The organism is Brevundimonas sp. GW821-FHT09G01, assembly GCF_059416065.1.
In genome coordinates, this window is the sequence record NZ_JBWKOL010000001.1 from 625635 (window position 1) to 648992 (window position 23358).

The window sequence follows — 23358 nt, forward strand, 5'->3', positions numbered from 1 at the left end:
GCCCAGATGGCGTCGCCGTCCTATCGGCTGGCGGCCCTCGACCAGGACTTCCTGCTCAGCGAGGGCATGCGCGGCGTGCGCTTCCTGATGGAGTACGAGAAGGCCGAGGAGGCGCTGAGGGCCTGGGGCGTGCGCTCCACCATCGTCGTCTTCGGCAGCGCGCGGGTGGGGGAGGAGACCAGCCCCAATCACGCCCGCTGGTACGCTCAGGCCCGCGAGTTCGGCCGTATCGCCTCCGAACGGGGCGGGGCCATGCGGGGCGAGATCGGCCAACCGCGCGACAACGTCATCGCCACGGGCGGCGGACCGGGCATCATGGGCGCGGCCAACCGGGGCGCGCACGACGTCGGGGCCCCGTCAATCGGTTTCAACATCACCCTGCCGCACGAGCAGGAGCCGAACCCCTGGTCGACGCCGGAGCTGACCTTCCGCTTCCACTACTTCGCCATGCGTAAGATGCACTTCGCCATGCGCGCCAATGCGCTGGTCGTCTTTCCCGGCGGCTTCGGCACCTTCGACGAACTGTTCGAGATCCTCACCCTGCGCCAGACCGGCAAGGAGCGGGCCATCCCCATCGTACTCGTCGACAAGGCCTACTGGACCTCGGTCGTCGGCTTCGACGCCCTGGTCGAGCACGGCATGGTCAAGGCGGCGGACCTGGATCTGATCAGCTTCGCCGAGGACGCCGAGACCGCCTGGGCCGAACTTCTGGCGCGCGGCCTGAACCCCGGCGCTGAAAACAGCGCCGATCCGGCGCAACCGGCCCTTCAAAGCGAGCCCGTCACGGGTTAGGGGAGGGGTCATGACCTCCGAAGACGTACTCAACGAATTCCGCGACGCCGGCGCCCTGCGCGAAGGCCATTTCGTCCTGTCGTCGGGCCTGCACAGCCCGACCTTCCTGCAGAAGAACCTGGTGTTCATGGACGCCGAGCGCTGCGGGCGGCTGTGCAAGGCGCTGGCCGAGAAGATCGTGGCCGCCGTCGGCCCGGTCGACGTGGCCATCTCCCCAGCCGTGGGAGGCATCATCCCCGGCTATGAGACCGCCCGCTGGCTCAAGGTTCCTTCGATGTACGTCGAGCGCGTGGACGGTGAGTTCAAGCTGCGCCGGGGCTTCCACGTCGATCCCGGCCAGAAGGTCGTGATGGTCGAGGACATCGTCACCACGGGCCTGAGCTCGCGCGAGTGCATCGCCGCCATCAACGCCGCCGGGGGCGAGGTGATCGCCGCCGCCTGTATCGTCGACCGCTCGGGCGGCCGCGCCGACGTGGGCGTGCCCCTGATCGCCCTGGCGACCCTGGACGTGCCCGCATACCCCGCCGACGCCCTGCCGCCCGAACTGGCCGCCATCCCGGTCGAGGATCCGGGCAGCCGCCGGCTCTCGAAATAGGGACGCGCCAATGGCCGGTCTTGTCCGTCTGGGCGTCAACATCGACCACGTCGCCACCGTGCGGAACGCCCGCGGCGGCATTCATCCCGATCCGGTCCGCGCGGCCCGGGAGGCCCTGGCGGTCGGCGCCGACGGCATCACCGCCCACCTGCGAGAGGATCGCCGGCACATCACCGACGCCGACATCGCGGCGCTCAGCGACCTGTGCGCTACGGCGGGCAAGCCGCTGAACCTCGAAATGGCGGTGACGGAGGAGATGCTGGCCATCGCCCTGCGTCACCGGCCCTACGCCGCCTGCCTGGTGCCCGAGCGGCGCGAGGAGGTGACGACTGAGGGCGGCCTGGCCGTGGCCGGCCACGAGGCCCGCATCGCGCCCGTGGTGAAGGCCCTGGCCGACGCGGGCGTCCGCGTCTCCCTGTTCATCGAGCCATCGATCGCCCAGGTCGAGGCCGCCGCCGCCGTCGGCGCCCAGGTCGTGGAGTTTCACACCGGCCGCTACTGCCACCTGTCGGGCGACGACCGGGCGATCGAGTTCGAACGGCTGCAGGCCGCCGCGACCCGCGCCGCCGACCTCGGGCTGGAAGTCCATGCGGGCCATGGCCTGGACTACGACACCGCCGCCGAAATGCTGGCCATCCCCGAGGTGCGCGAGCTGAACATCGGCCATTTCCTGATCGGCGAGGCCGTCTTCGTCGGGCTGGCGACGGCGATCCAGCGCATGCGCGCCGCCATGGACGCAAAATTATGATCCTCGGCGTCGGCGCGGACCTGTCGGACATCCGGCGCATCCAGACGTCGCTGGATCGCTTCGGCGAACGCTTCAAGACACGCTGTTTCACCGAGCTCGAGCGCACCCGTTCGGACCGCAAGCCGGACCCCGCCTGGAGCTACGCCAAGCGGTTCGCGGCCAAGGAGGCCTGCGCAAAGGCCCTCGGCACGGGCATGCGCGCCGATGTCTACTGGCGGGACATGGGGGTGGTGAACCTACGGTCGGGTCAGCCGACCATGGCGCTGACCGGTCCGGCAGCGGAACGTCTGGCCCGCATGACGCCTGCGGGACATGAAGTCCGTATACATCTCACCCTCAGCGACGAGCATCCGTACGCACTCGCCTTCGTGGTGATCGAAGCCTTGCCCGTCGCTTAATCACGTTATACCGATTTCGCCGCTGAAAGACCGCGCACAGCGGCTGGGGGATAGAGTCATGAGCGACGAGAACAAGCCGCACGACGACCACGGCCATGGGCCGGACGCCGGTCACGGCCACGACGAACCCGCCGCGCCCGCGCATGGCCATGACGATCATGCGACCGCCGCTCATGACGAGCCCGAAGTCGACGCGCATGGGCACGAAGAGCCGGCCGCCGCGCACGACGACCATGCGCCCGCCGCCGTCGAGGCCGATCATGACGCCCACCCCGCGCCCGTTCACGACGATCACGCCCCTGCCGCGGAGGCCGAACACCACGCGCCGGCCGAGGCCGTCCATGACGATCACGGCCCCGCAGTTCATGACGATCACGCCGCGCCCGTAGAGGCCGCGCACGACGAACCCGCCGCCGAAACCCACCCGACGCCCGTGGAGGCCGCCGCGGTCGCCGCCGCGGCCGGTGTGGCGGTCGCCGCTCCTCAACCGGAGAAGCGCCCCGTCTGGAGCGACGCCGGCGACGCCCCGTTCGAGGATGTCGACGCCACCCCGGTCTACGCCCGCACCAAGAAGAGCAAGAAGACCTCGGGCGGAAGCGCCAACGAGGGCTGGGAAGTCCTCAAGACGATCTTCTTCGCCCTGCTGATCGCGCTGGTCCTGCGCGTCCTGCTGTTCCAGCCCTTCACCATCCCGTCGGCCTCGATGGAGCCCAACCTCTACCAGGGCGACTACATCGTCGTGTCCAAGTGGTCGTACGGCTATTCCAAGCACTCGATCCCGTTCAGCCCGCCGGTCTTCAACGGCCGGGTCTCCCTGCCGGTGGTCAGCCATGCGCCAGAGCGGGGCGACATCGTCGTCTTCAAGCTGCCGCGCGACAACAAGACCGACTACATCAAGCGCCTGATCGGCCTGCCGGGCGACCGGATCCAGATGATCAACAACGTGCTGCACATCAACAACGCGCCCGTCCGCGACGTGGTCGTGTCGGACGCCGATGTCACCAACATGTACGGCATGCCGATCATCCAGGCCGAAGAGACCTTCCCGGACGGCTCCAAGACCTTCCGCATCCAGGACTTCGGGCCGGGCAACGATCTGGACAACACCCCTGTGTTCGAGGTTCCGTCGGGCCACTACTTCATGATGGGTGACAACCGCGACAACTCGATCGACAGCCGTGTCGACCAGTCGCAGAACGGCGTCGGCCTGGTCCCGGCCGAGAACCTGATCGGCAAGGCCGAGATCATTCTGTTCTCGTGGAACGAGGGCGCCTCGCTGTGGAATCCGGTCAGCTGGTTCACCAAGGTCCGCCTGAGCCGCTGGTTCAACGTTCTCGACTGATGGCGGATCGTCGGGCCGAGGCCATCCATGCGCTGACGCGCAACCTCGGCCACGATTTCCGGGATGCGGGCCTGCTCGAGCAGGCCCTGACCCACGCCAGCGTGGGCGAGGGCGCCGAGCGCGATGCGCGCGGACGGCCCTTTCTGGACAACCAGCGGCTTGAGTTCCTCGGTGACCGCGTGCTGGGCCTGCTGGTCGCCGACACCCTGATGCGCGACTTCCCCGAGGCCGACGAGGGCGACATGTCCGCGCGCCTTCACGCCCTGGTCGACAAGGCCGCCTGCGCCCGGGTCGCCGACCGGTTGCAGGTCGGACCGGCCATGCGACTATCGCCCGGCGAGGCCAAGCAGGGCGGGCGACGCCGGGAAGGCGTTCTGGGCGACGCCATGGAAGCCATCCTCGCCGCGGTCTGGCTGGACGGCGGCATCGAGGCGGCCCGCAAGGTCTTCGACAAGGCGTGGCGGGCGGAGTTCGCGGCCAATCCAAAGAAGGCGCTGACCAACCCCAAATCGGCGCTTCAGGAATGGGCGCTGGGACAGGGCAGGGCGCTTCCGACCTACCGGATCGTGGAGCGAACGGGCTCGGATCACGCCCCGACATTCACCGTTGAAGCAAGCGTAGCCGGATATCCGCCCTTGACCGCGCAGGGGCGATCACGTCAGGACGCGGAGAAAGCGGCCGCAACGGCCCTTCTTCAACGTGAAGGCGTGATTTGACCGAACCTCAAAACCAGCGTGCCGGCTTCGCCGCCATCATCGGCGCTCCCAACGCGGGCAAGTCCACGCTGGTCAACCGGCTGACCGGGACCAAGGTCTCGATCGTCACCCAGAAGGTGCAGACCACCCGCTTCCCCGTGCGCGGCATCGCCATCTACGGCGACGCCCAGATCGTGCTGGTCGACACCCCCGGCATCTTCAGCCCGCGCCGCCGTCTGGACCGCGCCATGGTCGCCTCGGCCTGGGGCGGAGCCGATGACGCCGACATCGTCGTGCACCTGATCGACGCCGCCTCGCACATCGCCGCCGAGGGCAAGGAAGGTCAGGCCGCCGACCGCCGCTCGGCCGAAGACACCGAGACGATCATCGCCGCGCTGAAGGCCGCCGGCAAACAGGTCATCCTGGCGCTGAACAAGATCGACGGCATGCGCCGCGACACCCTGCTGGCGCTGTCGCACGCCCTGTTCGAGACGGGCGTCTACAGCGAGGTCTTCATGATCTCGGCCCTCAGCGGCGACGGCGTGGACGATCTGGGCCAGCGGCTGGCCGCCGCCATGCCCGCCGGTCCCTGGCTCTATCCGGAAGACCAGTCCGCCGACGTGCCCATGCGCGTGCTGGCCGCCGAGATCACCCGCGAGAAGGTCTATCTGCGCGTCCACGAGGAACTCCCCTATTCGGCGGCGGTGGAGACCACCGCGTTCGAGGACCGCGCCGACGGCTCGGTCCGCATCGAGCAGACCATCTATGTCGAGCGCGAGAGCCAGCGCCCGATCGTGCTGGGCAAGGGGGGGCAGACCCTGAAATGGATCGGCCAGAAGTCGCGTGAGGAGCTGACCGAGCTGCTGGACCGCCAGGTTCACCTCTTCCTGACGGTCAAGGTCGATCCGAAGTGGCAGGATAGCCGCGCCCTCTATGCCCAGTTCGGGCTGGACTACGACGTCTAAGAGCCCGCGTTCCGTGTTTCATGTTCCCCGTCGCGCCGGAAACCATCCCCGGCTGACTTTCGGCTTTCTGGTCGTTCTCGTCATCGTCGCCGCCGGCCTGATCGCCTGGGCCACGGTCCACAGGCCGACCGTGCGCGTGACGCCCGATCCCCTGCCGCCGCGCCCGCCGCTCGAGGTGGTCGAGCGCCTGCCGGATCTTAAGGCGCAGATGGACCGCTGGAGCGCCTCGGGCCAGTTTACGGGCGGGGTGCTGGTCGCCAAGGGCGATCAGGTCCTGTACCGCCAGGTCCACGGCTGGGCCGACCGCAGCCTGATGAAGCCGCTGGAGCTCAACTCCCGCTTCCGCCTGGCCTCGGTCAGCAAGCAGTTCACCGCCGCCGCCATCCTGCGCCTGCAGGACGAGGGCAAGCTGTCGGTCTGGGACCCGGTCTGCAAATACATCCAGCCTTGCCCCGCCGCTTGGGAGCCGATCCGGCTGCATCACCTCCTGTCGCACACCTCGGGCATTCCCGACCTGATGGCCCGTCCGGGCTGGGGGTTGCGCCGCGTCACGCCAGCAACGCCGGAAGAATTGACTGCTGATTCAATGCGTTATGGACTTCAATTCCCACCCGGGACAAAGGTCCGCTACGACAACGCCGGCTATAACCTGCTGGGCGCCGTGGTCGAAAAGGTCAGCGGCATGGGCCTGCACGCCTATCTGCGGACCGCCTTCTTCGAGCCGCTCGGCATGGCCGACACGGGCTATGACGACGGCGCCTCCGACGTGGTCATGGGCTACGCCAATCTGGCTGGCGGCCCGACGCCCCAGCCGGACGCCAACGTCAGCATCATCTTCGGCGCGGGCGCGCTGTATTCAACGCTGGACGACCTGCTGGTCTGGCAGCGCGCCCTGCACCGAGGCCACATCCTGTCGCCGCACAGCTACGCCCAGATGATCGCCGACCACGCGCCGGACGGCACGCCGGACGAAAGGGGCAACCCGCGCCGGCTATGGGGCTATGGCGTCTACGACAAGGAACTGGGCCGCCAGGTCCGGCCGGACTTCACCGACAACCAGATCTTCCACACCGGAAGCTGGTCCGGCTTCCGTAACCTGGTCACCTACCAGCCGGACGCGGACGTGACGGTGATCGTGCTGTCGAACAACTATCACCAGCGCGATGCGGTCTTCCTGTTGTCCCAGCAGGGCATGGCCGAGGCGCTGGGCCGCAGCTTCCCCACCAGCGTGGCGCGTTGAATCAGACGATCTTCTTCGCCGCCTTGGTGGGGTCGCCGAGTTCGGTATTGAGGTTGATCGCCGCCCGGGTCAGGCGAACGACAACCTCCGCATCGATGGTCTCGCCTTCAGCGAAGCCGATGCTGGCCATCTCGAACTGTCCGCCGGACTTCAGGCGAAGCTCGATGTCCTGCAGCCGCTGACCGCGCCAGTAGCCCAGCAGCACGCGCTGGCCCTCGGCCCGGATCAGCAAGGCTGGACCGTTCGAAAGATAGACGAGGTGGCCCCACTTGATCACCTCGTCCAGGCCGCCGACCGACAGGGCCGCCGTGCGCAGTCGCGTGACGAGGTCGGCCTGCCAGCCGGCCATGCCGGCGACATAGGCGTCGGGAGAGGCGGGAGGCGGGACCTTTTGCATGGCTCAGGCCTCCCAAAGCGTTCGGATGTGACGCTCCAGCTTGTTCAGGCTGCCGGTCCAGCCGGCCTCCATGCCGCTAAGCGGGCCGACCGCGTCGGCCTTGGCCTGCTGCACGACGGCCTCGAAGCGCATGATGGTTTGATCCCCCTCCTCGTCGAAGCGGATGGTCTGCTCGACCTCGAACCAGACATCCCCATCGGCGGCATTCACCCAGGTCCGCATCACCAGACGCTCAGGCTCGTCCAAGATGATGAAGCGACCGTCGAACGGATAGTCGCTCCCGTCAGGGCCGCGCATGACCATGTGGATCGCGCCGCCGGGCCGGACGTCCATCTTCACCACGGGCGTGGTGAAATGTTCAGGCGCCCACCAGACGGCCACGTGGGCCGGGTCGGTCCACATCTTCCACACCAGGGCGCGAGGCGCGTCGAAGGTACGCACGATGTTGAGACGGGTCAGGGCCTCGGGAATGGTCGCGGCGACGGACATGCGGCCTCCTCAGGCGACGCGGCGGAAGGGGAAGAGGGCGCGCAGGGAGGCGTCACGCAGCCACAATCCGCCCCACATGACCAGGCCCAGATAGAGGCTGAACAGCTGGTGGCTGAACAGTGGGGCGCCAGCGCGGATCTGGGTCGCCACGGCCCCGCCGAGCAGTCCCATGAACAGCACCGCCCCCAGCACGCTGGTGCGCGGGATCAGATACAGGATCAGGCAGCCCAGCTCGATCAGGCCGATGGCGAAGGCGTAGCCGTGCGGCCAGCCGAGCTGGGCCATGGTTTCCTCGGCCACCGGCATGCCGCTGAGTTTGGGGAAGACCGAGGCGCCGAGGATGAACAAGGCGAACAGTCCGGTCAGCACGCGACCGGTCCAGACCATGGGGGTGGCCTTCATGGGAATCTCCGGAAATGGGGGAAGGGGGCGGCGCGATACGGCCGCCCCGGAAAGCCGTCAGCCCTGAGCGGGCTTCCAGTCGGCCGACGGAATGGTGTTGACCATCCACGGCACGCCGAACTTGTCGACGAAGTTGCCGTAGCCCGGCGACCAGAAAGTCTCGGAAAAGTCCATGATCACCTTGCCGCCTTCGGACAGGGCGTCGAACCAACGACGGGCCTCAGCCCCGTCCTGGGTGTGCAGGGTGACGTCGAAGCCGTTCTTGGGCTTGTTGATATTGGGCGCCCAGTCGACGTCCATGTCGGCGCCCATGATCGCCTGATCGCCCACCTGCAGCCAGGCGTGCATCAGCCAGTCCTTGTACTGCGGGCCGACGGGCATGTCGGGCGGGCCTTCGCCGTAGGGGAAGGCGGCGGTGATCTCGCCGCCCAAGACCTTGGCGTAGAATTCGAACGCTTCCTTGCACTGGCCCCGGAAGCTGAGGCTGGTCACGATCTGCATGGCGTTTCCTCGGGTTCTATTTGTTGGCGGCCAGCCAGGTCTCCAGCCGGTCCGCGGTGCTGTTCCAGCCGTACTTGTGGCCGGTCAGGCTCTGTTCGGACTTCAGGCCCTCATGGGTGAAATCCATACGCGTCTGCCCCTCTTCGGTTTCTGTCAGGACCAGGGTCACCAGCGTCTCCACCGGCGGGCCGTCCTCGTGGGACTCGTCCCACTTGAAGGTGAAGACCAGTCGCTCGGGCGGGACGATCTCGCGATAGACGCCGCCCTGCCAAAGGTCCTGGCCGGTCTCGGGCGACCGCAGACAAGCCCGCCATTCGCCGCCGACCCGCAGGTCCTGTTTGACGCTGACCGCGGGCCATTCGACCGGCCCCAGCCACATGACCATCGCCTCGGGATTGGTCCACGCCCGCCAGACCAAGGGCCGCGGCGCATCGAAGACGCGCTGCATGTTCAGGGTCGGGCGTTGGGTTAGGTCTTCAGCGAGGGTCATGCGGGGCGCTCGGCGGGACGGATCAGTGGGTCTTCAGCAGTTCGGCCAGCTGGTCGGCGCAGGTCCCCCAACCTTCATGGAAGCCCATGGCCTCATGCTGCTTCATGGTCTCGGCGTTCCAGTGACGGGCCGTGGCCACGTATTCCGTCTTGCCGTCCGCCGTCGGCGTCAGCTCGACGGTGGCCACCATGAACGGCTGACCGGCCGGTTTCCAGTCCGGCGTCAGGGCGTCGGTGGTGATCCAGCGCTTGCCCGGCTCGACATGCAGGAAGATGCCGCTGTTGGGCATGGTCTCGCCGTCGGGGCCGTGCATGACGAAGTTGAACACGCCGCCGGGACGCGGATCGATCCGGACGTCCGACAGGGTCCACGGGCGCGGCACGAACCATTGCTGCAGGATCTCCGGGGTCATCCACGCCTTCCAGATCTGCTCGGGCGTCGCATCGATGGTCCGGCGCAGGGTCAGCGAATGTTCGTGCGCCACGCCGTCGGTGTTGCAGGGATTGGTGTCAGTTTCTTGGGCCATTGTCAGGGTCTCCTTTCTGGATTTTCTTCAGGTAGGCATCGAGGCGGTTGAAGCTGGCGTCCCAGTACCGGCGGTAGTGTTCCAGCCAGTCGGCGACGCTCTTCAGCGCCATGGGTTCGAGGCGGGCAGGGCGCCATTGCGCCTCCTTGCCCCGGCTGATCAGCCCGGCCTTCTCCAGCACCTTCAGGTGTTTCGACACCGCCGGAAGGCTCATGTCGAACGGTTCGGCCAGCTGGTTGACGCTGGCTTCGCCCTCGGTCAGCCGCGCCAGGATGGCCCGACGGGTCGGGTCGGCCAGGGCGGCGAACTTGGCGGAGAGGGGATCGGTTTCCATCGGGGCGCTTCGTATCTAACTGATAGGTTAAATGCGCCCGGGCCGAGGCGTTGTCAACCATTCGGTTAAATTAAAAATCCGACCTACCAATGCAGACCAAGACGGAGCCCGCCATGACGCCCTTGATCGCCGCCCTGATGCTGACCGCCGCGCCGCAAGCCGCCCCCTCGCCGGCGCCGTCCGCCGAAGTCGAGATCGGCCACGTGCTGGATCAGCTGAACGTCGCCTCGACCGCGGCGGACACGACCGTCTATTTCGACCTGTTCACGCCGGACGCCCGCTTCATCGGCACCGATGCGACCGAACGCTGGTCCCTGCCGGAGTTCCGCGCCTATGTGGAACCCTACTTCGCCCGGGGGCAGGGCTGGACCTACACGCCGCGGAACCGGGTCATCACCATCGCGCCCATCGACTGCCGCTGCCTCGCCTGGTTCGACGAGGTGCTGGACAACGACAGCTATGGCGTGACGCGCGGCTCGGGCGTGCTGCGCCTCACCGAAGACGGCTGGAAGATCGAGCAGTATGTGCTCAGCTTCACCGTGCCGAACGACCGCGCCCGGGCCGTGGTCGAGGCGATCAAGGCCGCGAACTAGCGAACCTGGCGGGCGGCGTTCAGGCGCGTTTGCCGCGCCTGCTCCATCTTCTGCAGCTCCCGCTGGATCTCGTCGACCCGGTCAGCCCGGACGTTGAAGGCGGTCATGTCCCGGTCCGTCGTGAACATGATCTGGCCGCTCTCCACGCTCCAGCGAGTGCGGGACAGGATGTCGAGCTGGGCGTCCATCTCAGTGAACAGCATTTGACTGAGCTCGGCGCCGATCCCGGCCTGTTCGTATTCGCGGGCGACCGCGGCGTCGAAGTCGCGCAAAATCGCCTGGCGACGAGCGGCGGAGACCGGCACCCGGGCCAGTTCCGCGCGCGCCTGATCCCGAAGCCGGTCATCGCCGGCCTCGGCTCGGGCCGACAGCTCGCGCAGGGCCTTCAGCTTGTTGCGGGCGCGGGCCAATCCGCCGGGCGCGCCCAACGCCCGAGGCTCGAAGAAGTCCTGACTGACGATGGCGTCGCGCTCTGCGACGACCCGCTCAGCCTCGGCGTCCCGACGGGCGTCGATCCGCGCGCGCACCGCTGCGGCCGCCTCGTCCTCCGCATTCATTCCGGCGCCGAGCGCGCGAAGGCCGGAGGCGGGCACGGCGCCGACGATCGCCACCCCGGCCAACAGGGCCAGCACCATCGCGCCTTTGGGCGAGCGGCGGCCGCCCAGGATGAAATAGAGGATCAGCCAGACGACGATCGCGCCCGCTAGCCCGCCCAGCAGGCCGACGCCGATACCCGCGGCCAGGTCCAGCGGCATGTTCGCCGTGCCGTTGACCGTCGTGAAGCTCTGGGAGACGGAAAAGACGAAGGCCCACAGGAAGACCAGGATGGAGCCGATCACCGGCCCGGCGGCGCCCGGCTTTCGCGGCTTCGCCCGGCGCGAATTCGAGGTTGGAAAATCGGTCATCGCACGCGCCCCCGCGAACTTCTGCAAGCGTCACGCTAGCCCGCCGCATCGCCCCGCCACAAGCCGGCGTCGTCCGGGAAATCACACGGTTGTTCCCGGGACGTTCTCCGGGCTAGTTGAAGCCATGGACTTCACCGAAGACGCCTTCGTCCTTTCCGCCCGCGCCCACGGCGACACCGGAGTGGTGGTCGACCTGCTGACCGAAGGGCAGGGACGCCGCGCGGCCTATGTCGCCGGCGGGGCCTCGCGGCGGATGAAGCCCTTCCTGCAGCCGGGCGCCCGGGTGGTCGCCGAGGTGCGGGCGCGGACCTCGGATCATCTCGGCTCGGCCCGACTGGAGCCGGTGGGGGAGGGGCCCAGCGCCCTGTTCGACGATCCGCTGGCGCTGACGGGGCTGGCCGCCGCCGCCGCGGTGGCGCAAGGCGCGCTGCCGGAACGGGAGCCGCACCCCGGCGCCTTCCTGGCCTTCGAGGCCCTGATGTCGGCCTTCATGATGCCGGACGTCTGGCCCGCCGTCTTCGTGCGCTTCGAGGCGGGGCTGCTGGAGGATCTGGGGTTCGGCCTGGACCTGAGCCGCTGCGCCGTCACCGGCGCGATGGACGACCTGATCTGGGTCAGCCCCCGCACCGGCCGCGCCGTCAGCCGCGAGGCGGGCGCGCCGTATGCCGACAAGCTGCTGCGCCTGCCGCCCTTCATGCTGGGCGCGCAGGCCGGGCTGGGCGAAGGCGATATCGGCGCCGGCTTTGACCTGACCGGGCACTTCCTCGAACAGTTCGTCTTCCATCCCATGGACCGTCCCCTGCCGCCCGCGCGGGTCTGGATGATCGACAAGCTGCGGGACGCGGGGCGGCTGTGAACCCGCCGCCCATGGATAGGACGCCCACGGACCAAGGGTAGCCGTTCGGCCACGGCGGCGGGCAAACCCAACTGAACAGACCTCCGTCATGGAACCGCCGCCGAGACTTCGCCGAGCCGTCGCCAGCCACGCCTAAGGCCGCGAGACGTGCATTCGCACGACAACGTTTCTCGGGGACAACCATGACCATTCATCGCCTTCTGGCAGGCGCTTCCACGCTCGCGCTCGTTTTCGGCGGAGCGCTCTTGTCGCCGGGGCAGGCCCTGGCCCAGACCGTCGTCGCGAACCCCGATCCGGCGACCGCGCTTGATGAGGTCGTTGTCTTCGGACGCGGCCAAACCCGCCAGCAAGCGTCGATCACCGAGGCCGCCATCGCCGTCGAAGCGCCGGGCACCAGCCCGCTGAAGGCCATCGAACGCCTGCCGGGCGTCAGCTTCCAGTCGGCCGACGCCTTCGGGAACTACGAATGGTCGGCGCGCGTGACCCTGCGCAGCTTCAACCAGAACCAACTGGGCTTCACGCTGGACGGCGTGCCGTTGGGCGACATGAGCTACGGCAATCACAACGGCCTGCACATCTCGCGCGCCATCATTTCCGAGAACGTCAGCCGCGTTGACGTGGCCCAGGGTTCGGGCGCGCTGGGCACGGCCTCCAGCAGCAATCTGGGCGGCACGATCCAATTCCTCAGCCGTCGGCCGGCCGAAGCGTTCGGCGTCGACGTCGCCGGGACCTACGGCGACGAAAGCACCATGCGCGGCTTGGTCCGCCTGGACACAGGTGAGCTGTTCGGCCCCGACTCGCTGCGGGCCTCGCTTTCCTACGTCAACCAGCAGGGCGACAAGTGGAAGGGCGTCGGCGAGCAGAAGCAGCAGCAGATCAATTTCAACGCCGTGCTGCCGATCGGCCGCGGCCAGCTGTACGGGTTCGTCAATCACTCCGAGCGTCGCGAAAACGACTATCAGGACATGTCGCTGGAGCAGATCGGTCGCCTGGGACGCGACTGGGACAACATCTCGGGCGACTACGCCCTGGCGGTGCGTATCGCCGACATCTACCAGGCCAACCCAGGCGGCGACTGCCCGCAATTGGGCGGCGGAACGGGCGCCAACAACTACCCGGGCGGCGTGGGATGCGTCGATGACGCCTATTTCAACGCGGCGGGCCTGCGCGATGACACCCTGGCGGCCCTGACCTTCTCGTATCCGATCACCGACGCCCTGGACGTGTCGCTGACCGGCTACGGCCATGACAACAAGGGGCAGGGCCTGTGGTGGACCCCCTATCTGGCGACGCCGGTCGGCGCTCCGGATCAGTCCGGGGCAGCGATCACCGCCCCCAGCCCGATCTCGGTCCGCACGACCGAGTACGATATCGAACGCCGCGGCGTGATCGGCTCGGCCAACCTTCGCCTTGGCGCTCACGAGATCGAAGGCGGCTTCTGGCTGGAGAACAACGACTTCAACCACGCCCGGCGGTTCTACGGCCTCGCCCGCGCGGCCAACACGCGCAACTCCCTGGACTTCCTGGAGAACCCGTTCTCCACCCAGTGGGCCTATGACTTCGAGACCGAGACCCGGCAGTTCTACGTGCAGGACACCTGGACCGTGATGGACGGCCTGACCGTCAACGCCGGCTTCAAATCCCTCAGCGTCGAGAACTCGGCCACCACTCTGGTCGGCGAGAACAAGACCGGCACGATCAAGGCCGAAGACAACTTCCTGCCCCAGATCGGCGTGGCCTATGACCTCAACGGGGACCACCAGCTGTTCGCCTCGTACGCCGAGAACATCCGGGCGTTCGAGTCTTCGAACACCGGCGGCCCGTTCTCGGCGACGGCGGCCGGGTTCGCCGCGCTTCGCGACAATCTGCGCCCGGAAAGCTCCAAGACGCTGGAGGCCGGCTGGCGCTTCCGCTTCGACCAGATCCAGGGATCGGTCGCGGCCTATCATGTCGAGTTCGAAGACCGTCTGCTGAGCGTCGCCCTGGGCGCGCCGATCCTGGGTCTCGGCAACGGCATCCAGAACGTCGGGTCGGTCCGCAGCCGCGGCTTGGAGGCGGCGGCGGTGTGGTCGTTCGCGGACAACTGGTCGGCGTTCGGTTCGTTCAGCTACAACGACTCGACCTACGAGGACGACGTCCGTGACGGCGTGGGCGCGCTGGTCGCGGCCACCGCCGGCAAGACCGTGGTCAACACCCCCGAGACCCTAGCCCGGGCCGAAGTCGCCTATGACGACGGCAACCTGTTCGGCACGTTGGCCGGCGCCTTCACCGGCGAACGGTACTCCAGCTACCTCAACGACGAGTCGGCGGACGCCTTCACCCTGGTCGAACTGACCGCCGGCTACCGCTTCACCGACGGCGCCTCCTGGTTGAATGGCACGGAGATCCAGCTGAACGTGACCAACCTGCTCGACGAAGACTATATTTCGACGGTCGGTTCGGGCGGGTTCCAGAACGGCGCGGGTCGCCAGACCTTCCTGCCGGGCGCACCGCGTCAGGCGTTCATCTCGCTGCGCCGCCACTTCTGATCGGGTCCGGCGGATGGGGCGTGAAGTCGCGCCCCATCCGCTATCCGGACCGCTGATCTGACGGCCCGATCTTCCATCCACAGAGCGGGCGGTTCAGGGGCTAGACTGGCGGTTCAAATCGTCCGATTCGGAACCCATGACCGTTCATACCCCCCCGCCGGAAGGCGGTCGCATCGTCGATGAGCCGATGAGCGAGGCGCTGTCCAAGCGCTATCTGGCCTACGCCCTGTCGACCATCACCAACCGGGCCCTCCCGGACGTTCGCGACGGCTTCAAGCCGGTGCACCGGCGCATCATGTACGCCATGCACCAGATGCGCCTGAACCCGCAGGCCGCGGCGCGGAAGTGCGCCAAGGTCGTCGGGGAGGTGATGGGCACCTATCACCCGCACGGCGACGCCTCGATCTATGACGCCCTGGTGCGCCTGGCCCAGGATTTCGCCCAACGCTATCCTCTGGTCGACGGACAGGGCAATTTCGGCAACATCGACGGCGATAACGCCGCGGCCATGCGCTACACCGAGTGCAAGCTGACCGCCGCCGCCGTGCTGCTGATGGACGGCATCGACCAGAACTCGGTCGATTTCCGCCCCACCTACGACGACCAGGACGAGGAGCCGGTCGTCCTGCCCGCCGGCTTCCCCAACCTGCTAGCCAACGGCTCGTCGGGCATCGCCGTCGGCATGGCCACCTCGATCCCGCCGCACAACGTCGGCGAACTCATCGACGCCTGCCACCTGCTGCTGGAACGGCCGGACGCGACGACCGAAGAACTGGTGCAGATCGTGCCCGGGCCGGACTTCCCGACCGGCGGCGTGGCCGTGGAAGGTCACACCTCCATCCTGGACGCCTATGAGACCGGGCGAGGAGGCGTTCGCCTGCGCGCCCGCTGGGAGACCGAGGACCTGGGCCGCGGCGTCTGGCGCATCGTCGTCACCGAGATGCCCTATCAGGTGCAGAAGTCGAAGCTGATCGCTGACCTCGCCGACCTGATCGAGAACAAGAAGGCCCCGCTGCTGGCCGACGTGCGCGACGAGTCGGCGGAGGACATTCGCCTCATCATCGAGCCGAAGTCCCGGACGGTAGAACCTGAAGTTCTTATGGAAAGCCTGTTCAAGCTTTCCGATCTGGAAGTCCGCTTCCCGATCAACATGAACGTGCTGGACGCCACCAACACGCCGCGCGTCATGGGCCTGAAGGCCTGCCTGCAGGCCTTCCTGGATCACCGCCGCGAGGTGCTGGTCCGCCGCGCCCAGTGGCGCATCGAGCGCGTCGAGAAGCGGCTGCACCTGTTGGAAGGCCTGCGGATCGTCTTCCTCAACCTCGACGAAGTCATCCGCATCGTCCGCGAGGAGGAGCAGCCCAAAGCGGTCCTGATCGCGCGCTTCGGCCTGTCCGAAATGCAGGCCGACTACATCCTCGACACCCGCCTGCGTCAGCTGGCGCGGATCGAGGAAATGGCGATCGAGAACGAATACAAGGAATTGTCGGACGAACTTGCCAACCTGCAATCGCTTTCGTCCTCGCCGGCGAAGCAGTGGAAACAGGTCGGCAAGGATCTGGAGGCTGTGCGCAAGGCGCTGATCTCGCCGCGACGCACCACCATCGCCGAAGCCGTCGACAGCTCGGCCTTCGCGCCGGTCGAGGCCTTCATTCCGCGCGAGGCGATCACCGTCATCCTGTCCGAACGCGGCTGGATCCGCGCCGCCAAGGGCAAGGTGGACGATCCCTCGGAGCTGAAGTTCAAGGAGGGCGACAGCCTCGCCTTCCTCGTCCCGACCTATACGACCGACAAGCTGCTGGTCGCCGCCTCGGACGGGCGTATCTTCACCGTCGGCGCCGACAAGCTGGCCTCGGGCCGCGGCCACGGCGAGCCGCTGCGCCTGATGATCGAACTGGATGAGAAGGCCGAGATCATCAACCTGCTGGCCCATCAGCCGGGCGGCAAGCTGCTGATCGCGTCCAAGGCCGGCTACGGCTTCGTGGCCCCCGAAGATGAACTTCTGGCCCAGAAGCGCGGCGGCAAGCAGGTGCTGAACGGCGAGTTGCTGGCGGCGCTGCGCGTCACCGGCGACCACGTCGCCACCATCGGCGAGAACATCAAGGCGCTGATCTTCCCCGTCGCCGAACTGCCCGAGATGGGCCGCGGCAAGGGCGTGAAGCTGCAAAGCTTCAAGCAGGGCGGCCTTGTGGACGTCGCCACCTTCAACGCCGAACAGGGGCCGGAATGGGCCGACGGCGGCGGCCGCCGCCGCAACTGGCCCGACTGGAAGGACTGGCTGGGCAAGCGCGCCCAGGCGGGCCGTCAGGGGCCGCGGGGCATGCGGAAGTTCCGGTGACGGCCGGGGCGCGGGTCCAGCGGGAAACCGCCGCCCATCGCGCCCTGGCCCTTGAGGCCGCCCGCCAGGCCGAGTCCGTGCTCGCCCTGTTCGAGCGCGAACATCCCGATGACGGGCGCCCCCGGGCGGCCGTCGAAGCGATCCGCGCCTGGGCCGAAGGCCGTCGAGCGCTCGACCTGGCCGAGGTTCAACGTCTATCGCTGGCCTCGCACGCCGCCGCCCGCTCCGCCGCGACCGACGTCGCCCGGTTCGCGGCCCGTGCGGCGGGGCAGGCGGTCGCGACCTGGCACGTCCCTGCCCATGCGGAGGCCGTGCCCGGCTATGTCGCCAAGGCCCTCCGCGGCGGACGCAACGAAGGCGTAAGCCGATGACGCCGATTTCACTATTCGGCCCAAGGCCTCGGCCTCATACTGTCCGGAAGGGGCCGGAGATCTGGCCCGGTTGGAGAATGCAATGATCACCTGGATCATCATCGGCGTCGTCGTTCTGGTGCTGCTGTTTGTCGTCGTCGGCGGCTACAACAAGCTCGTCGCCTTGGACCAGCGCGCGGACCAGTCGTTCGCCGACATCGACGTGCAGCTGAAGCAGCGTCAGGACCTGATCCCGAACCTGGTCGAGACGGTGAAGGGCTACGCCACCCACGAGCGCGGCACCCTGGACGCCGTGACCCAGGCGCGCGCCGCCGCCGCCGGGGCCACTTCGGTCAACGACAAGGTGCAGGCCGAAAACATGCTGACCGGCGCCCTGGGCCGCCTGTTCGCCGTGTCGGAGGCCTATCCGGACCTGAAGGCCAACACCAATTTCCAGCAGCTGTCGGCTGAACTGTCGGACATCGAGAACAAGCTGGCCGCGGCCCGCCGCTTCTTCAACAATGCGGTCGGCGAGTTCAACGCCGTGCGCCGCCAGTTCCCGACCGTCCTGTTCGCCGGCCTGTTCGGCTTCGCTTCGGACAAGCCCTTCTTCGACGTGGGCGAGGGCGACCGCGCCGCCATGAACGCCGCCCCGCCGCAGGTGAAGTTCTAAGAACCGATCATGGGCGCCGTCGGGCTCCAGACCCACATCTGGGCAAACAACACGCGGTCGGTCATCCTGCTGGTGACCTTCCCCATCCTGCTGATCGGCATCATCTACGGCATCCAGCTCATCCTCATGGGGCTGGGTGTCCTGCCGGGCTCCGGCAAGGCGTTGGGCGACGACATGGCCCTGGCCGCCTCCTGGCTGGGGGCGACCATTCCGCTGGCCCTCCTCGTCGCCGCCGTCTGGTTCGCCATCGCCTATTTCGGCAGCCAGACCATGGTCGACATGCTGACCGGCGCGCGGAAGGTCGAACGCAGGACCGAGCCGGAACTCTATAATATGCTTGAGAATCTTTCGATTTCGCGCGGCCTGCGTACGCCGACGCTGCGGGTCATCGACAACGACAGCCTGAACGCCTTCGCCACCGGTCTGCACGAGGGGCAGTACAGCATCACCGTCACGCGCGGACTGGTGCAGAGCCTGACCCGCGACGAGCTGGAGGCCGTGCTGGCTCACGAACTGACCCACGTCATCAACAAGGACGTGCGGACCATGGTGATCGCCTCGATCTTCGCGGGGATTATCAGCGTGCTGGCCGAGCTGGTGTTTCGGGCCTTGCTCTATTCCGGCGGCGGACGGCGGCGCGAGGACAACAAGAACGCCATGCCGTTGATCCTGATCGGCATCGCGTTCGCCGTGGTCGGCTTCGTCCTGGCCATCGTTATCCGCATGATGCTGTCGAGGACCCGCGAGTATGTGGCCGACGCCGGCGCGGTCGAATTGACCAAAAACCCCGACGCCATGATCTCGGCACTGCGCAAGGTCGAGGGCCGCTCCAGCCTGAAGGGGCCGGACGAGCTGCAGCAGCTGTTCCTGGACAACCAGCCGGACGGCGTCGGGCTGGAAGGCATGTTCGCCAGCCATCCGCCGATCCAGAAGCGTATAGACGCCCTGATCCGGTTCGGAGGAGGGCGCGACCCCGGTCCCTGGACGGGCGAGGAGGCCTATGGCTCATCCTTCTCCGCAAGCACCTCGGTCCCCATAACCTGAACTGGACCCGCCGATGGCGAAGCGGAAGATCGAGGTCGAGAATTTCACCAGCCCCGGCTCGGTCCAGTCCGTGGACGCCGACAAGTACGAGGCGATGCGGGCCGCCTATCTGAAAGCCGTGCCGCCCAGCGAACCCGGGGCGACGCCGGCGGATATCCTTTCCTCGCTGAAGGGCGACCTGCCGCAGGATTTGTTCCCCGGCGGGGCCACGGCGGGCTGGTGGGCGAAATGCGTTCAGTTGGACCTGGAAGCCAAGGGCGTCATCAGGCGGGGTGATCGTTCCCCGGTCCGCCTTCGGAAGGCCTGACCGCTTCGTCGGTCAGCCGTTCCCAACCCAGCCGGGTCAGCTGTTCCATCGGCCGGAAGCCGGCCTTGTAGTCCATCTTCTGCGACCCGCGGACCCAGTAGCCGAGATAGACGTACGGCAGGCCCACGGACGCCGCCTGCCGGATGTGATCCAGGATGGCGAACCGGCCCGGACTACGGTCCTCCAGCATCGGATCGAAGAAGCTGTAGACCATCGACAAGCCGTCGGAGAGCAGGTCGGTCAGGCAGACGCCGACCAGATCGCCCGGCCCGCCGTCGGAGGAGGGCGCCCGGTACTCGATCACATGGGTGCGCACGGCCGTATCCTCGACCATGGCCACATAGTCGGCCCAGCCCATGCCGTTCATGCCGCCCTCGGAATGGCGGGCGGCGAGGTAGCGGCGCAGCAGATCGAACTGTTCGGCCGTGGCCTCGGCCTCGACGAGATCGCGCGACAGGCTCTCGTTGCGTTTCAGCACCCGCCGCTGCGAGCGGGAGAAGGCGAACTCGGCGACCGGCACGCGCACGGAGACACAGGCGTCGCAGGTCTCACAGGCGGGGCGGTAGGCGATGTTCTGACTGCGGCGGAAACCGGCCTGGGTCAGCTCGTCATTGACGTGGGCGCCCTCGCTGAACGGCAGGTTGGCGAACACCTTCCGCTCGGTCTGGCCCGGCAGATAGGGGCACGGCGCGACCGAGGTCATGTAGAAGCGAAGCTGGCGCTGGGGAACGAACCGGGTCACGCGTCTAGGTCCGCATCCAATCCGGTCCGAATTCGGGCGACCTGTCCATGACGGGATTTGGCCCCGTGTTGCAGCGCAGCGCAAGCCCGTTCGCCCGTCACCCGAACCGGTCGTGACGGGCGGGCGGTCACAGGCTGGTGTCCGTGGGCAGGACCGGCGCCTCGCGCAGCAGCACGATGGCGATCCGGCGGTTGCCCGCCAGGGTCGGATCGTCGGGATAGAGGGGGTCCGAACCCGCTTTGCCCGAGACCTGGTAGACGCGGTCCGGATCGACGCCCGCCGCCTGCAGCACCAGCCGCGAGGCGTTGGCCCGCTCGGCCGACAGGGTCCAGTCGTTCGGGCCGGTCGCCCGGTTCGACCCCGGCGCCGCCGAGGTGTGGCCGGTGATGGAGATCCGGTTGGGCAGCTGGTTGATGACCCGGGCGATGGCGCGCAGCAGGACCTGGGCGCGGGCGTTCGGGCGCGAGGAGTTCTGCTCGAACATCGAGCGGCCTTCCTGATCGACCAGCTGGATGCGCAGGCCCTCCGGCGTCTGGTCGATGATCAGCTGTTTCGACAGCTCGGCCAGCTCCGGCATCGACTGCATGGCCTGACGCAGGGATTCGGCGGCCGAGGCGAAGTCGGCGGCCTCTCGGCGGGCGATCTCCTCGCGCAGCTGCGCCTCGCTGGCGCCCGTCAGATCCGAGCTTTGCCCCGCCTGTTCGGCCGGATCCTGCGGCGCTTCCGGCGCCAGCTGGGTGATGACCGAGTTGGACCCCGACGACTTGGCGCCGTCGTCGCCCAGCGAGGTTCCTCCCAGGATGCCGCCCGAGCCCGAGGTCGTCGCCGACACGCTGGCGGGAGCGAAGTATTCGGCGATGCCGCGCTTCTGCTCCGGATCGGTCGTATTGATCAGCCACATCAGCAGGAAGAAGGCCATCATCGCGGTCACGAAGTCGGCGTAGGCGACTTTCCACGCGCCGCCGTGGTGGCCGCCGTGGCCACCCTTCTTGATCTTCTTGATGAGGATCGGACGATCGCTCATGGACATGGAATACGGGCCTCAACCGGCGAAACTGATCGAGGTTTGAAGCAACAGGGTTAAGGCGACGTTTCCCATACGGCGCCTTGCTCAGACGGCGCTTGTTTTGCCGGGCGCGGCCCCCTAGGTCGGGGACGTGACGCTTGAACCGCCTCCGGAACACCCGACCGACGAGACCCTGGCCTATCGCCGGGCGCTGGGCGCGTTCGCCACCGGCGTCTGCGTGGTCACCGCCGACAGCCCCCAAGGGCCGCTGGGCCTGACCATCAACTCCTTCACCTCGGTGTCGCTGGAGCCGCGCCTGCTGCTGTGGTGCATCGACGAGCGGTCGGAACGCTGGCCGGTGTTCGCCGCCGCCGAGCGATTCGCCGTTCACATCCTGCCCGCCACGGACCGAGAGACGGCCGCGCGCTTCGCCCGGGGCGTGGCCCTGCTGGAGCCCGGCGAGTTCGAACGCCGCCTGGACGGCCCGCCGTGCCTGCCCGAGGCGCTGGCCCGGTTCGAATGCACCGTGCATGACCGCATCCAGATGGGCGACCACATGGTCGTCATCGGCCGGGTCGAGGCCTTTTCCGCCTCGGACGGCGACGCCCTGACCTTCTGGCGCGGTCGCTACGGATCCCTTGGAGTGGACGAATGAAGACCGGTTTCGCAGGCCTGGGCGTCATGGGCGGACCGATGGCGCGCCATCTGGTCGCCGCGGGCCATGCGGTGGCGGGCTACAACCGTTCCCCGGACAAGGCCCGGACCTGGGCGGACGCCCATGGCGGCGCCTTCGCCGCCACGGTGGCGGAGGCCGCGGTCGGCGCAGAACTGTTCGTGCTGTGTGTCGGCAACGACGACGACGTGCGCCAGGTCGTGACGGAAGCCCTGCCGCATCTGGCCAGGGGCGCGGTGATCGTCGACCACACTACGACCTCGGCGAAGGTGGCGCGCGAGATGTCGGACCTGGCGGCGGGGCAGGGGGCCTTCTTCATCGACGCCCCGGTATCCGGCGGCCAGGCGGGCGCCGAGAACGGCCAGCTCAGCGTCATGGCGGGCGGCGACGCCGGGGCCCTGTCGCGGGTCGAGCCGACGCTGATGGCCTATTCGAAGGCGGTCAAGCACATGGGGCCGTCCGGCGCGGGCCAGTTAACCAAGATGGTCAACCAGATTTGCATCGCCGGCGTCGTCCAGGGCCTGGCCGAGGCGGTGCATTTCGCCGAGCGCGCGGGCCTCGACACCGACGCCGTCTATGACGCCGTATCCAAGGGCGCAGCGCAGTCCTGGCAGATGGACAACCGCTGGAAGACCATGGCCAGGGGCGAGTTCGAGTTCGGCTTCGCCGTCGACTGGATGCGCAAGGATCTGGGCCTGGTCCTGGACGAAGCCCGCGCCAACGGCAGCCACCTGGCGCTGACCGCGCTGGTCGATCAATTTTATTCCGAAGTTCAGTCCCTGGGCGGCGCCCGCTGGGACACCTCGAGCCTCGCAGCCCGCCTGCAGGATCGCGCGCGGTAAGAATCCGCTGAGACGGCTTCTGCAAATTTTCAGCTAGAGCCTTGTGAAATCGACGGAATGCCTCAAATCGATCTGAAATTTCAGCTCTTATTTCGCATAATATATCTTAGGCGATAAAAGAGTCGCCCTCGCTATTCCGCTGCTGGTGTAGCGGCCCACAATTGACCGCCGTTTCGATTGGTTTCCAATTCTGCCTCACAATTGGTTGCCGCGTTGCGTCAGAGTCTTTCTCCAAATGACATCGAAGCAGTCAGGCACCATCCTTCGCGATGGCAGATTGCGAAGTTGGGCCCTATGACGTTCTCGGTTCTTGAGTTCCTCGGTTTGATTGTGACCGTAGCGGTCGTCACCACCTTGCTTCTAGCGTTGCTCGTCATGTTTTGGCCGATGCCCAAGCCGGAGGATCGGCATCGGCCAGCGCAAATCGACAGCGAACTTGCTGATGACGCGATGCAATCGGTAGCCGTGCTTTCGGCCGTTACCGCGGACACCTCGTCGTCCTGCAACTCGGACAGCTCAGCTGGCGGCGATAGTTCGGCTTCGAGCAGTTGCGACTGATCATCGGAGTGAGCGTTGGGCAATAGGCC

29 protein-coding genes are annotated in these 23358 nt (G+C 67.5%); 19 read left to right on the top strand and 10 right to left on the bottom strand.

From position 1 onward, the window contains the following. The first annotated feature begins 6 nt into the window (after positions 1-6). The 8 genes from AC07NB_RS03100 (at position 7) to AC07NB_RS03135 (ending at position 6775) form a co-directional block, all read left to right on the top strand. On the top strand, positions 7-792 hold the full coding sequence (locus AC07NB_RS03100; RefSeq protein ID WP_291833759.1) for an LOG family protein: 786 nt from the start codon (positions 7-9) through the stop codon (positions 790-792). A gap of 10 nt (positions 793-802) precedes the next feature. Continuing rightward, positions 803-1387 carry an orotate phosphoribosyltransferase gene (pyrE, locus tag AC07NB_RS03105; protein ID WP_492313127.1) on the top strand — a complete coding sequence of 195 codons (585 nt, stop codon included), beginning with the start codon at positions 803-805 and terminating at the stop codon, positions 1385-1387. A gap of 10 nt (positions 1388-1397) precedes the next feature. Next, complete coding sequence (locus tag AC07NB_RS03110; RefSeq protein ID WP_494570876.1) at positions 1398-2135, top strand: pyridoxine 5'-phosphate synthase; 738 nt, start codon at positions 1398-1400, stop codon at positions 2133-2135. Further along, positions 2132-2533, top strand: a complete 402-nt coding sequence (gene acpS, locus AC07NB_RS03115; protein ID WP_291833722.1) for a holo-ACP synthase — start codon at positions 2132-2134, stop codon at positions 2531-2533. The genes AC07NB_RS03110 and acpS overlap by 4 nt, the downstream gene beginning before the upstream one ends. Positions 2534-2966: 433 nt before the next feature. After that, the gene (gene lepB / locus AC07NB_RS03120) at positions 2967-3875 is read left to right on the top strand and encodes a signal peptidase I (RefSeq protein WP_494570995.1); all 909 of its coding nucleotides are present in this window, start codon (positions 2967-2969) and stop codon (positions 3873-3875) included. Next, positions 3875-4591: a ribonuclease III gene (gene rnc, locus AC07NB_RS03125; protein WP_492313125.1), complete on the top strand. Its 717-nt coding sequence runs from the start codon at positions 3875-3877 to the stop codon at positions 4589-4591. Before lepB ends, rnc begins: the two co-directional genes overlap by 1 nt. After that, entirely contained in the window at positions 4588-5535 is a 948-nt protein-coding gene (gene era, locus AC07NB_RS03130) for a GTPase Era (protein ID WP_291833728.1), read from the top strand. The genes rnc and era overlap by 4 nt, the downstream gene beginning before the upstream one ends. 13 nt (positions 5536-5548) lie before the next feature. Then, positions 5549-6775 carry a serine hydrolase domain-containing protein gene (locus AC07NB_RS03135; protein WP_494570877.1) on the top strand — a complete coding sequence of 409 codons (1227 nt, stop codon included), beginning with the start codon at positions 5549-5551 and terminating at the stop codon, positions 6773-6775. Between the two features lies 1 nt (position 6776). On the opposite strand, the gene AC07NB_RS03140 is transcribed toward AC07NB_RS03135, so the two are convergent. The 7 genes from AC07NB_RS03140 to AC07NB_RS03170 are packed head-to-tail and all read right to left on the bottom strand — an operon-like array spanning position 6777 to position 9914. Continuing rightward, positions 6777-7172, bottom strand: a complete 396-nt coding sequence (locus AC07NB_RS03140; protein ID WP_494570878.1) for a DUF1801 domain-containing protein — start codon at positions 7170-7172, stop codon at positions 6777-6779. A gap of 3 nt (positions 7173-7175) precedes the next feature. Next, complete coding sequence (locus AC07NB_RS03145; RefSeq protein WP_291833737.1) at positions 7176-7661, bottom strand: SRPBCC family protein; 486 nt, start codon at positions 7659-7661, stop codon at positions 7176-7178. A 9-nt stretch (positions 7662-7670) separates the two neighbouring features. Then, complete coding sequence (locus AC07NB_RS03150) at positions 7671-8063, bottom strand: DoxX family protein (protein WP_494570879.1); 393 nt, start codon at positions 8061-8063, stop codon at positions 7671-7673. A 57-nt stretch (positions 8064-8120) separates the two neighbouring features. After that, on the bottom strand, positions 8121-8564 hold the full coding sequence (locus AC07NB_RS03155; protein WP_494570880.1) for a VOC family protein: 444 nt from the start codon (positions 8562-8564) through the stop codon (positions 8121-8123). Between the two features lie 16 nt (positions 8565-8580). Further along, positions 8581-9054 (bottom strand): SRPBCC family protein, encoded by a 474-nt coding sequence (locus tag AC07NB_RS03160; protein WP_494570881.1) that lies wholly within the window; start codon positions 9052-9054, stop codon positions 8581-8583. A gap of 22 nt (positions 9055-9076) precedes the next feature. Further along, positions 9077-9580: an SRPBCC family protein gene (locus AC07NB_RS03165; protein WP_291833748.1), complete on the bottom strand. Its 504-nt coding sequence runs from the start codon at positions 9578-9580 to the stop codon at positions 9077-9079. After that, positions 9564-9914, bottom strand: coding sequence for an ArsR/SmtB family transcription factor (locus AC07NB_RS03170; RefSeq protein ID WP_492313119.1), 351 nt, complete (start codon positions 9912-9914; stop codon positions 9564-9566). Before AC07NB_RS03170 ends, AC07NB_RS03165 begins: the two co-directional genes overlap by 17 nt. Before the next feature lie 113 nt (positions 9915-10027). On the opposite strand from AC07NB_RS03170, the gene AC07NB_RS03175 reads away from it, so the two are divergent. Beyond that, positions 10028-10507, top strand: coding sequence for a nuclear transport factor 2 family protein (locus AC07NB_RS03175; protein ID WP_291833753.1), 480 nt, complete (start codon positions 10028-10030; stop codon positions 10505-10507). On the opposite strand, the gene AC07NB_RS03180 is transcribed toward AC07NB_RS03175, so the two are convergent. Beyond that, positions 10504-11412 carry a hypothetical protein gene (locus AC07NB_RS03180; RefSeq protein ID WP_494570882.1) on the bottom strand — a complete coding sequence of 303 codons (909 nt, stop codon included), beginning with the start codon at positions 11410-11412 and terminating at the stop codon, positions 10504-10506. The two genes, AC07NB_RS03175 and AC07NB_RS03180, sit on opposite strands and share 4 nt — an antisense overlap. Before the next feature lie 124 nt (positions 11413-11536). On the opposite strand from AC07NB_RS03180, the gene recO reads away from it, so the two are divergent. From recO to AC07NB_RS03215, 7 genes are all read left to right on the top strand, one after another. Beyond that, on the top strand, positions 11537-12268 hold the full coding sequence (gene recO, locus AC07NB_RS03185) for a DNA repair protein RecO (RefSeq protein WP_494570883.1): 732 nt from the start codon (positions 11537-11539) through the stop codon (positions 12266-12268). A gap of 182 nt (positions 12269-12450) precedes the next feature. Next, the gene (locus AC07NB_RS03190) at positions 12451-14796 is read left to right on the top strand and encodes a TonB-dependent receptor (RefSeq protein WP_494570884.1); all 2346 of its coding nucleotides are present in this window, start codon (positions 12451-12453) and stop codon (positions 14794-14796) included. A gap of 136 nt (positions 14797-14932) precedes the next feature. Beyond that, a complete protein-coding gene (gene parC / locus AC07NB_RS03195; RefSeq protein ID WP_494570885.1) occupies positions 14933-17134 on the top strand; it encodes a DNA topoisomerase IV subunit A in 2202 nt (733 codons plus the stop codon). Beyond that, on the top strand, positions 17131-17505 hold the full coding sequence (locus AC07NB_RS03200) for a putative immunity protein (protein ID WP_494570886.1): 375 nt from the start codon (positions 17131-17133) through the stop codon (positions 17503-17505). The genes parC and AC07NB_RS03200 overlap by 4 nt, the downstream gene beginning before the upstream one ends. A gap of 82 nt (positions 17506-17587) precedes the next feature. Further along, complete coding sequence (locus AC07NB_RS03205) at positions 17588-18157, top strand: LemA family protein (protein WP_492313112.1); 570 nt, start codon at positions 17588-17590, stop codon at positions 18155-18157. Between the two features lie 9 nt (positions 18158-18166). Next, complete coding sequence (locus tag AC07NB_RS03210) at positions 18167-19201, top strand: M48 family metallopeptidase (protein ID WP_494570887.1); 1035 nt, start codon at positions 18167-18169, stop codon at positions 19199-19201. A gap of 13 nt (positions 19202-19214) precedes the next feature. Next, positions 19215-19508 (top strand): DUF6958 family protein, encoded by a 294-nt coding sequence (locus AC07NB_RS03215; protein WP_494570888.1) that lies wholly within the window; start codon positions 19215-19217, stop codon positions 19506-19508. On the opposite strand, the gene AC07NB_RS03220 is transcribed toward AC07NB_RS03215, so the two are convergent. After that, entirely contained in the window at positions 19465-20250 is a 786-nt protein-coding gene (locus AC07NB_RS03220) for an arginyltransferase (protein WP_492313109.1), read from the bottom strand. The genes AC07NB_RS03215 and AC07NB_RS03220 overlap by 44 nt on opposite strands. Positions 20251-20377: 127 nt before the next feature. Continuing rightward, positions 20378-21280 carry a flagellar motor protein MotB gene (locus AC07NB_RS03225; RefSeq protein WP_492313108.1) on the bottom strand — a complete coding sequence of 301 codons (903 nt, stop codon included), beginning with the start codon at positions 21278-21280 and terminating at the stop codon, positions 20378-20380. A 127-nt stretch (positions 21281-21407) separates the two neighbouring features. On the opposite strand from AC07NB_RS03225, the gene AC07NB_RS03230 reads away from it, so the two are divergent. The 3 genes from AC07NB_RS03230 (at position 21408) to AC07NB_RS03240 (ending at position 23329) form a co-directional block, all read left to right on the top strand. Next, entirely contained in the window at positions 21408-21911 is a 504-nt protein-coding gene (locus AC07NB_RS03230) for a flavin reductase family protein (protein WP_492313107.1), read from the top strand. Beyond that, on the top strand, positions 21908-22771 hold the full coding sequence (locus AC07NB_RS03235; RefSeq protein WP_494570889.1) for an NAD(P)-dependent oxidoreductase: 864 nt from the start codon (positions 21908-21910) through the stop codon (positions 22769-22771). The genes AC07NB_RS03230 and AC07NB_RS03235 overlap by 4 nt, the downstream gene beginning before the upstream one ends. A 294-nt stretch (positions 22772-23065) precedes the next feature. Further along, positions 23066-23329 carry a hypothetical protein gene (locus tag AC07NB_RS03240; protein WP_494570890.1) on the top strand — a complete coding sequence of 88 codons (264 nt, stop codon included), beginning with the start codon at positions 23066-23068 and terminating at the stop codon, positions 23327-23329. The last annotated feature ends 29 nt before the right edge of the window (positions 23330-23358 follow it).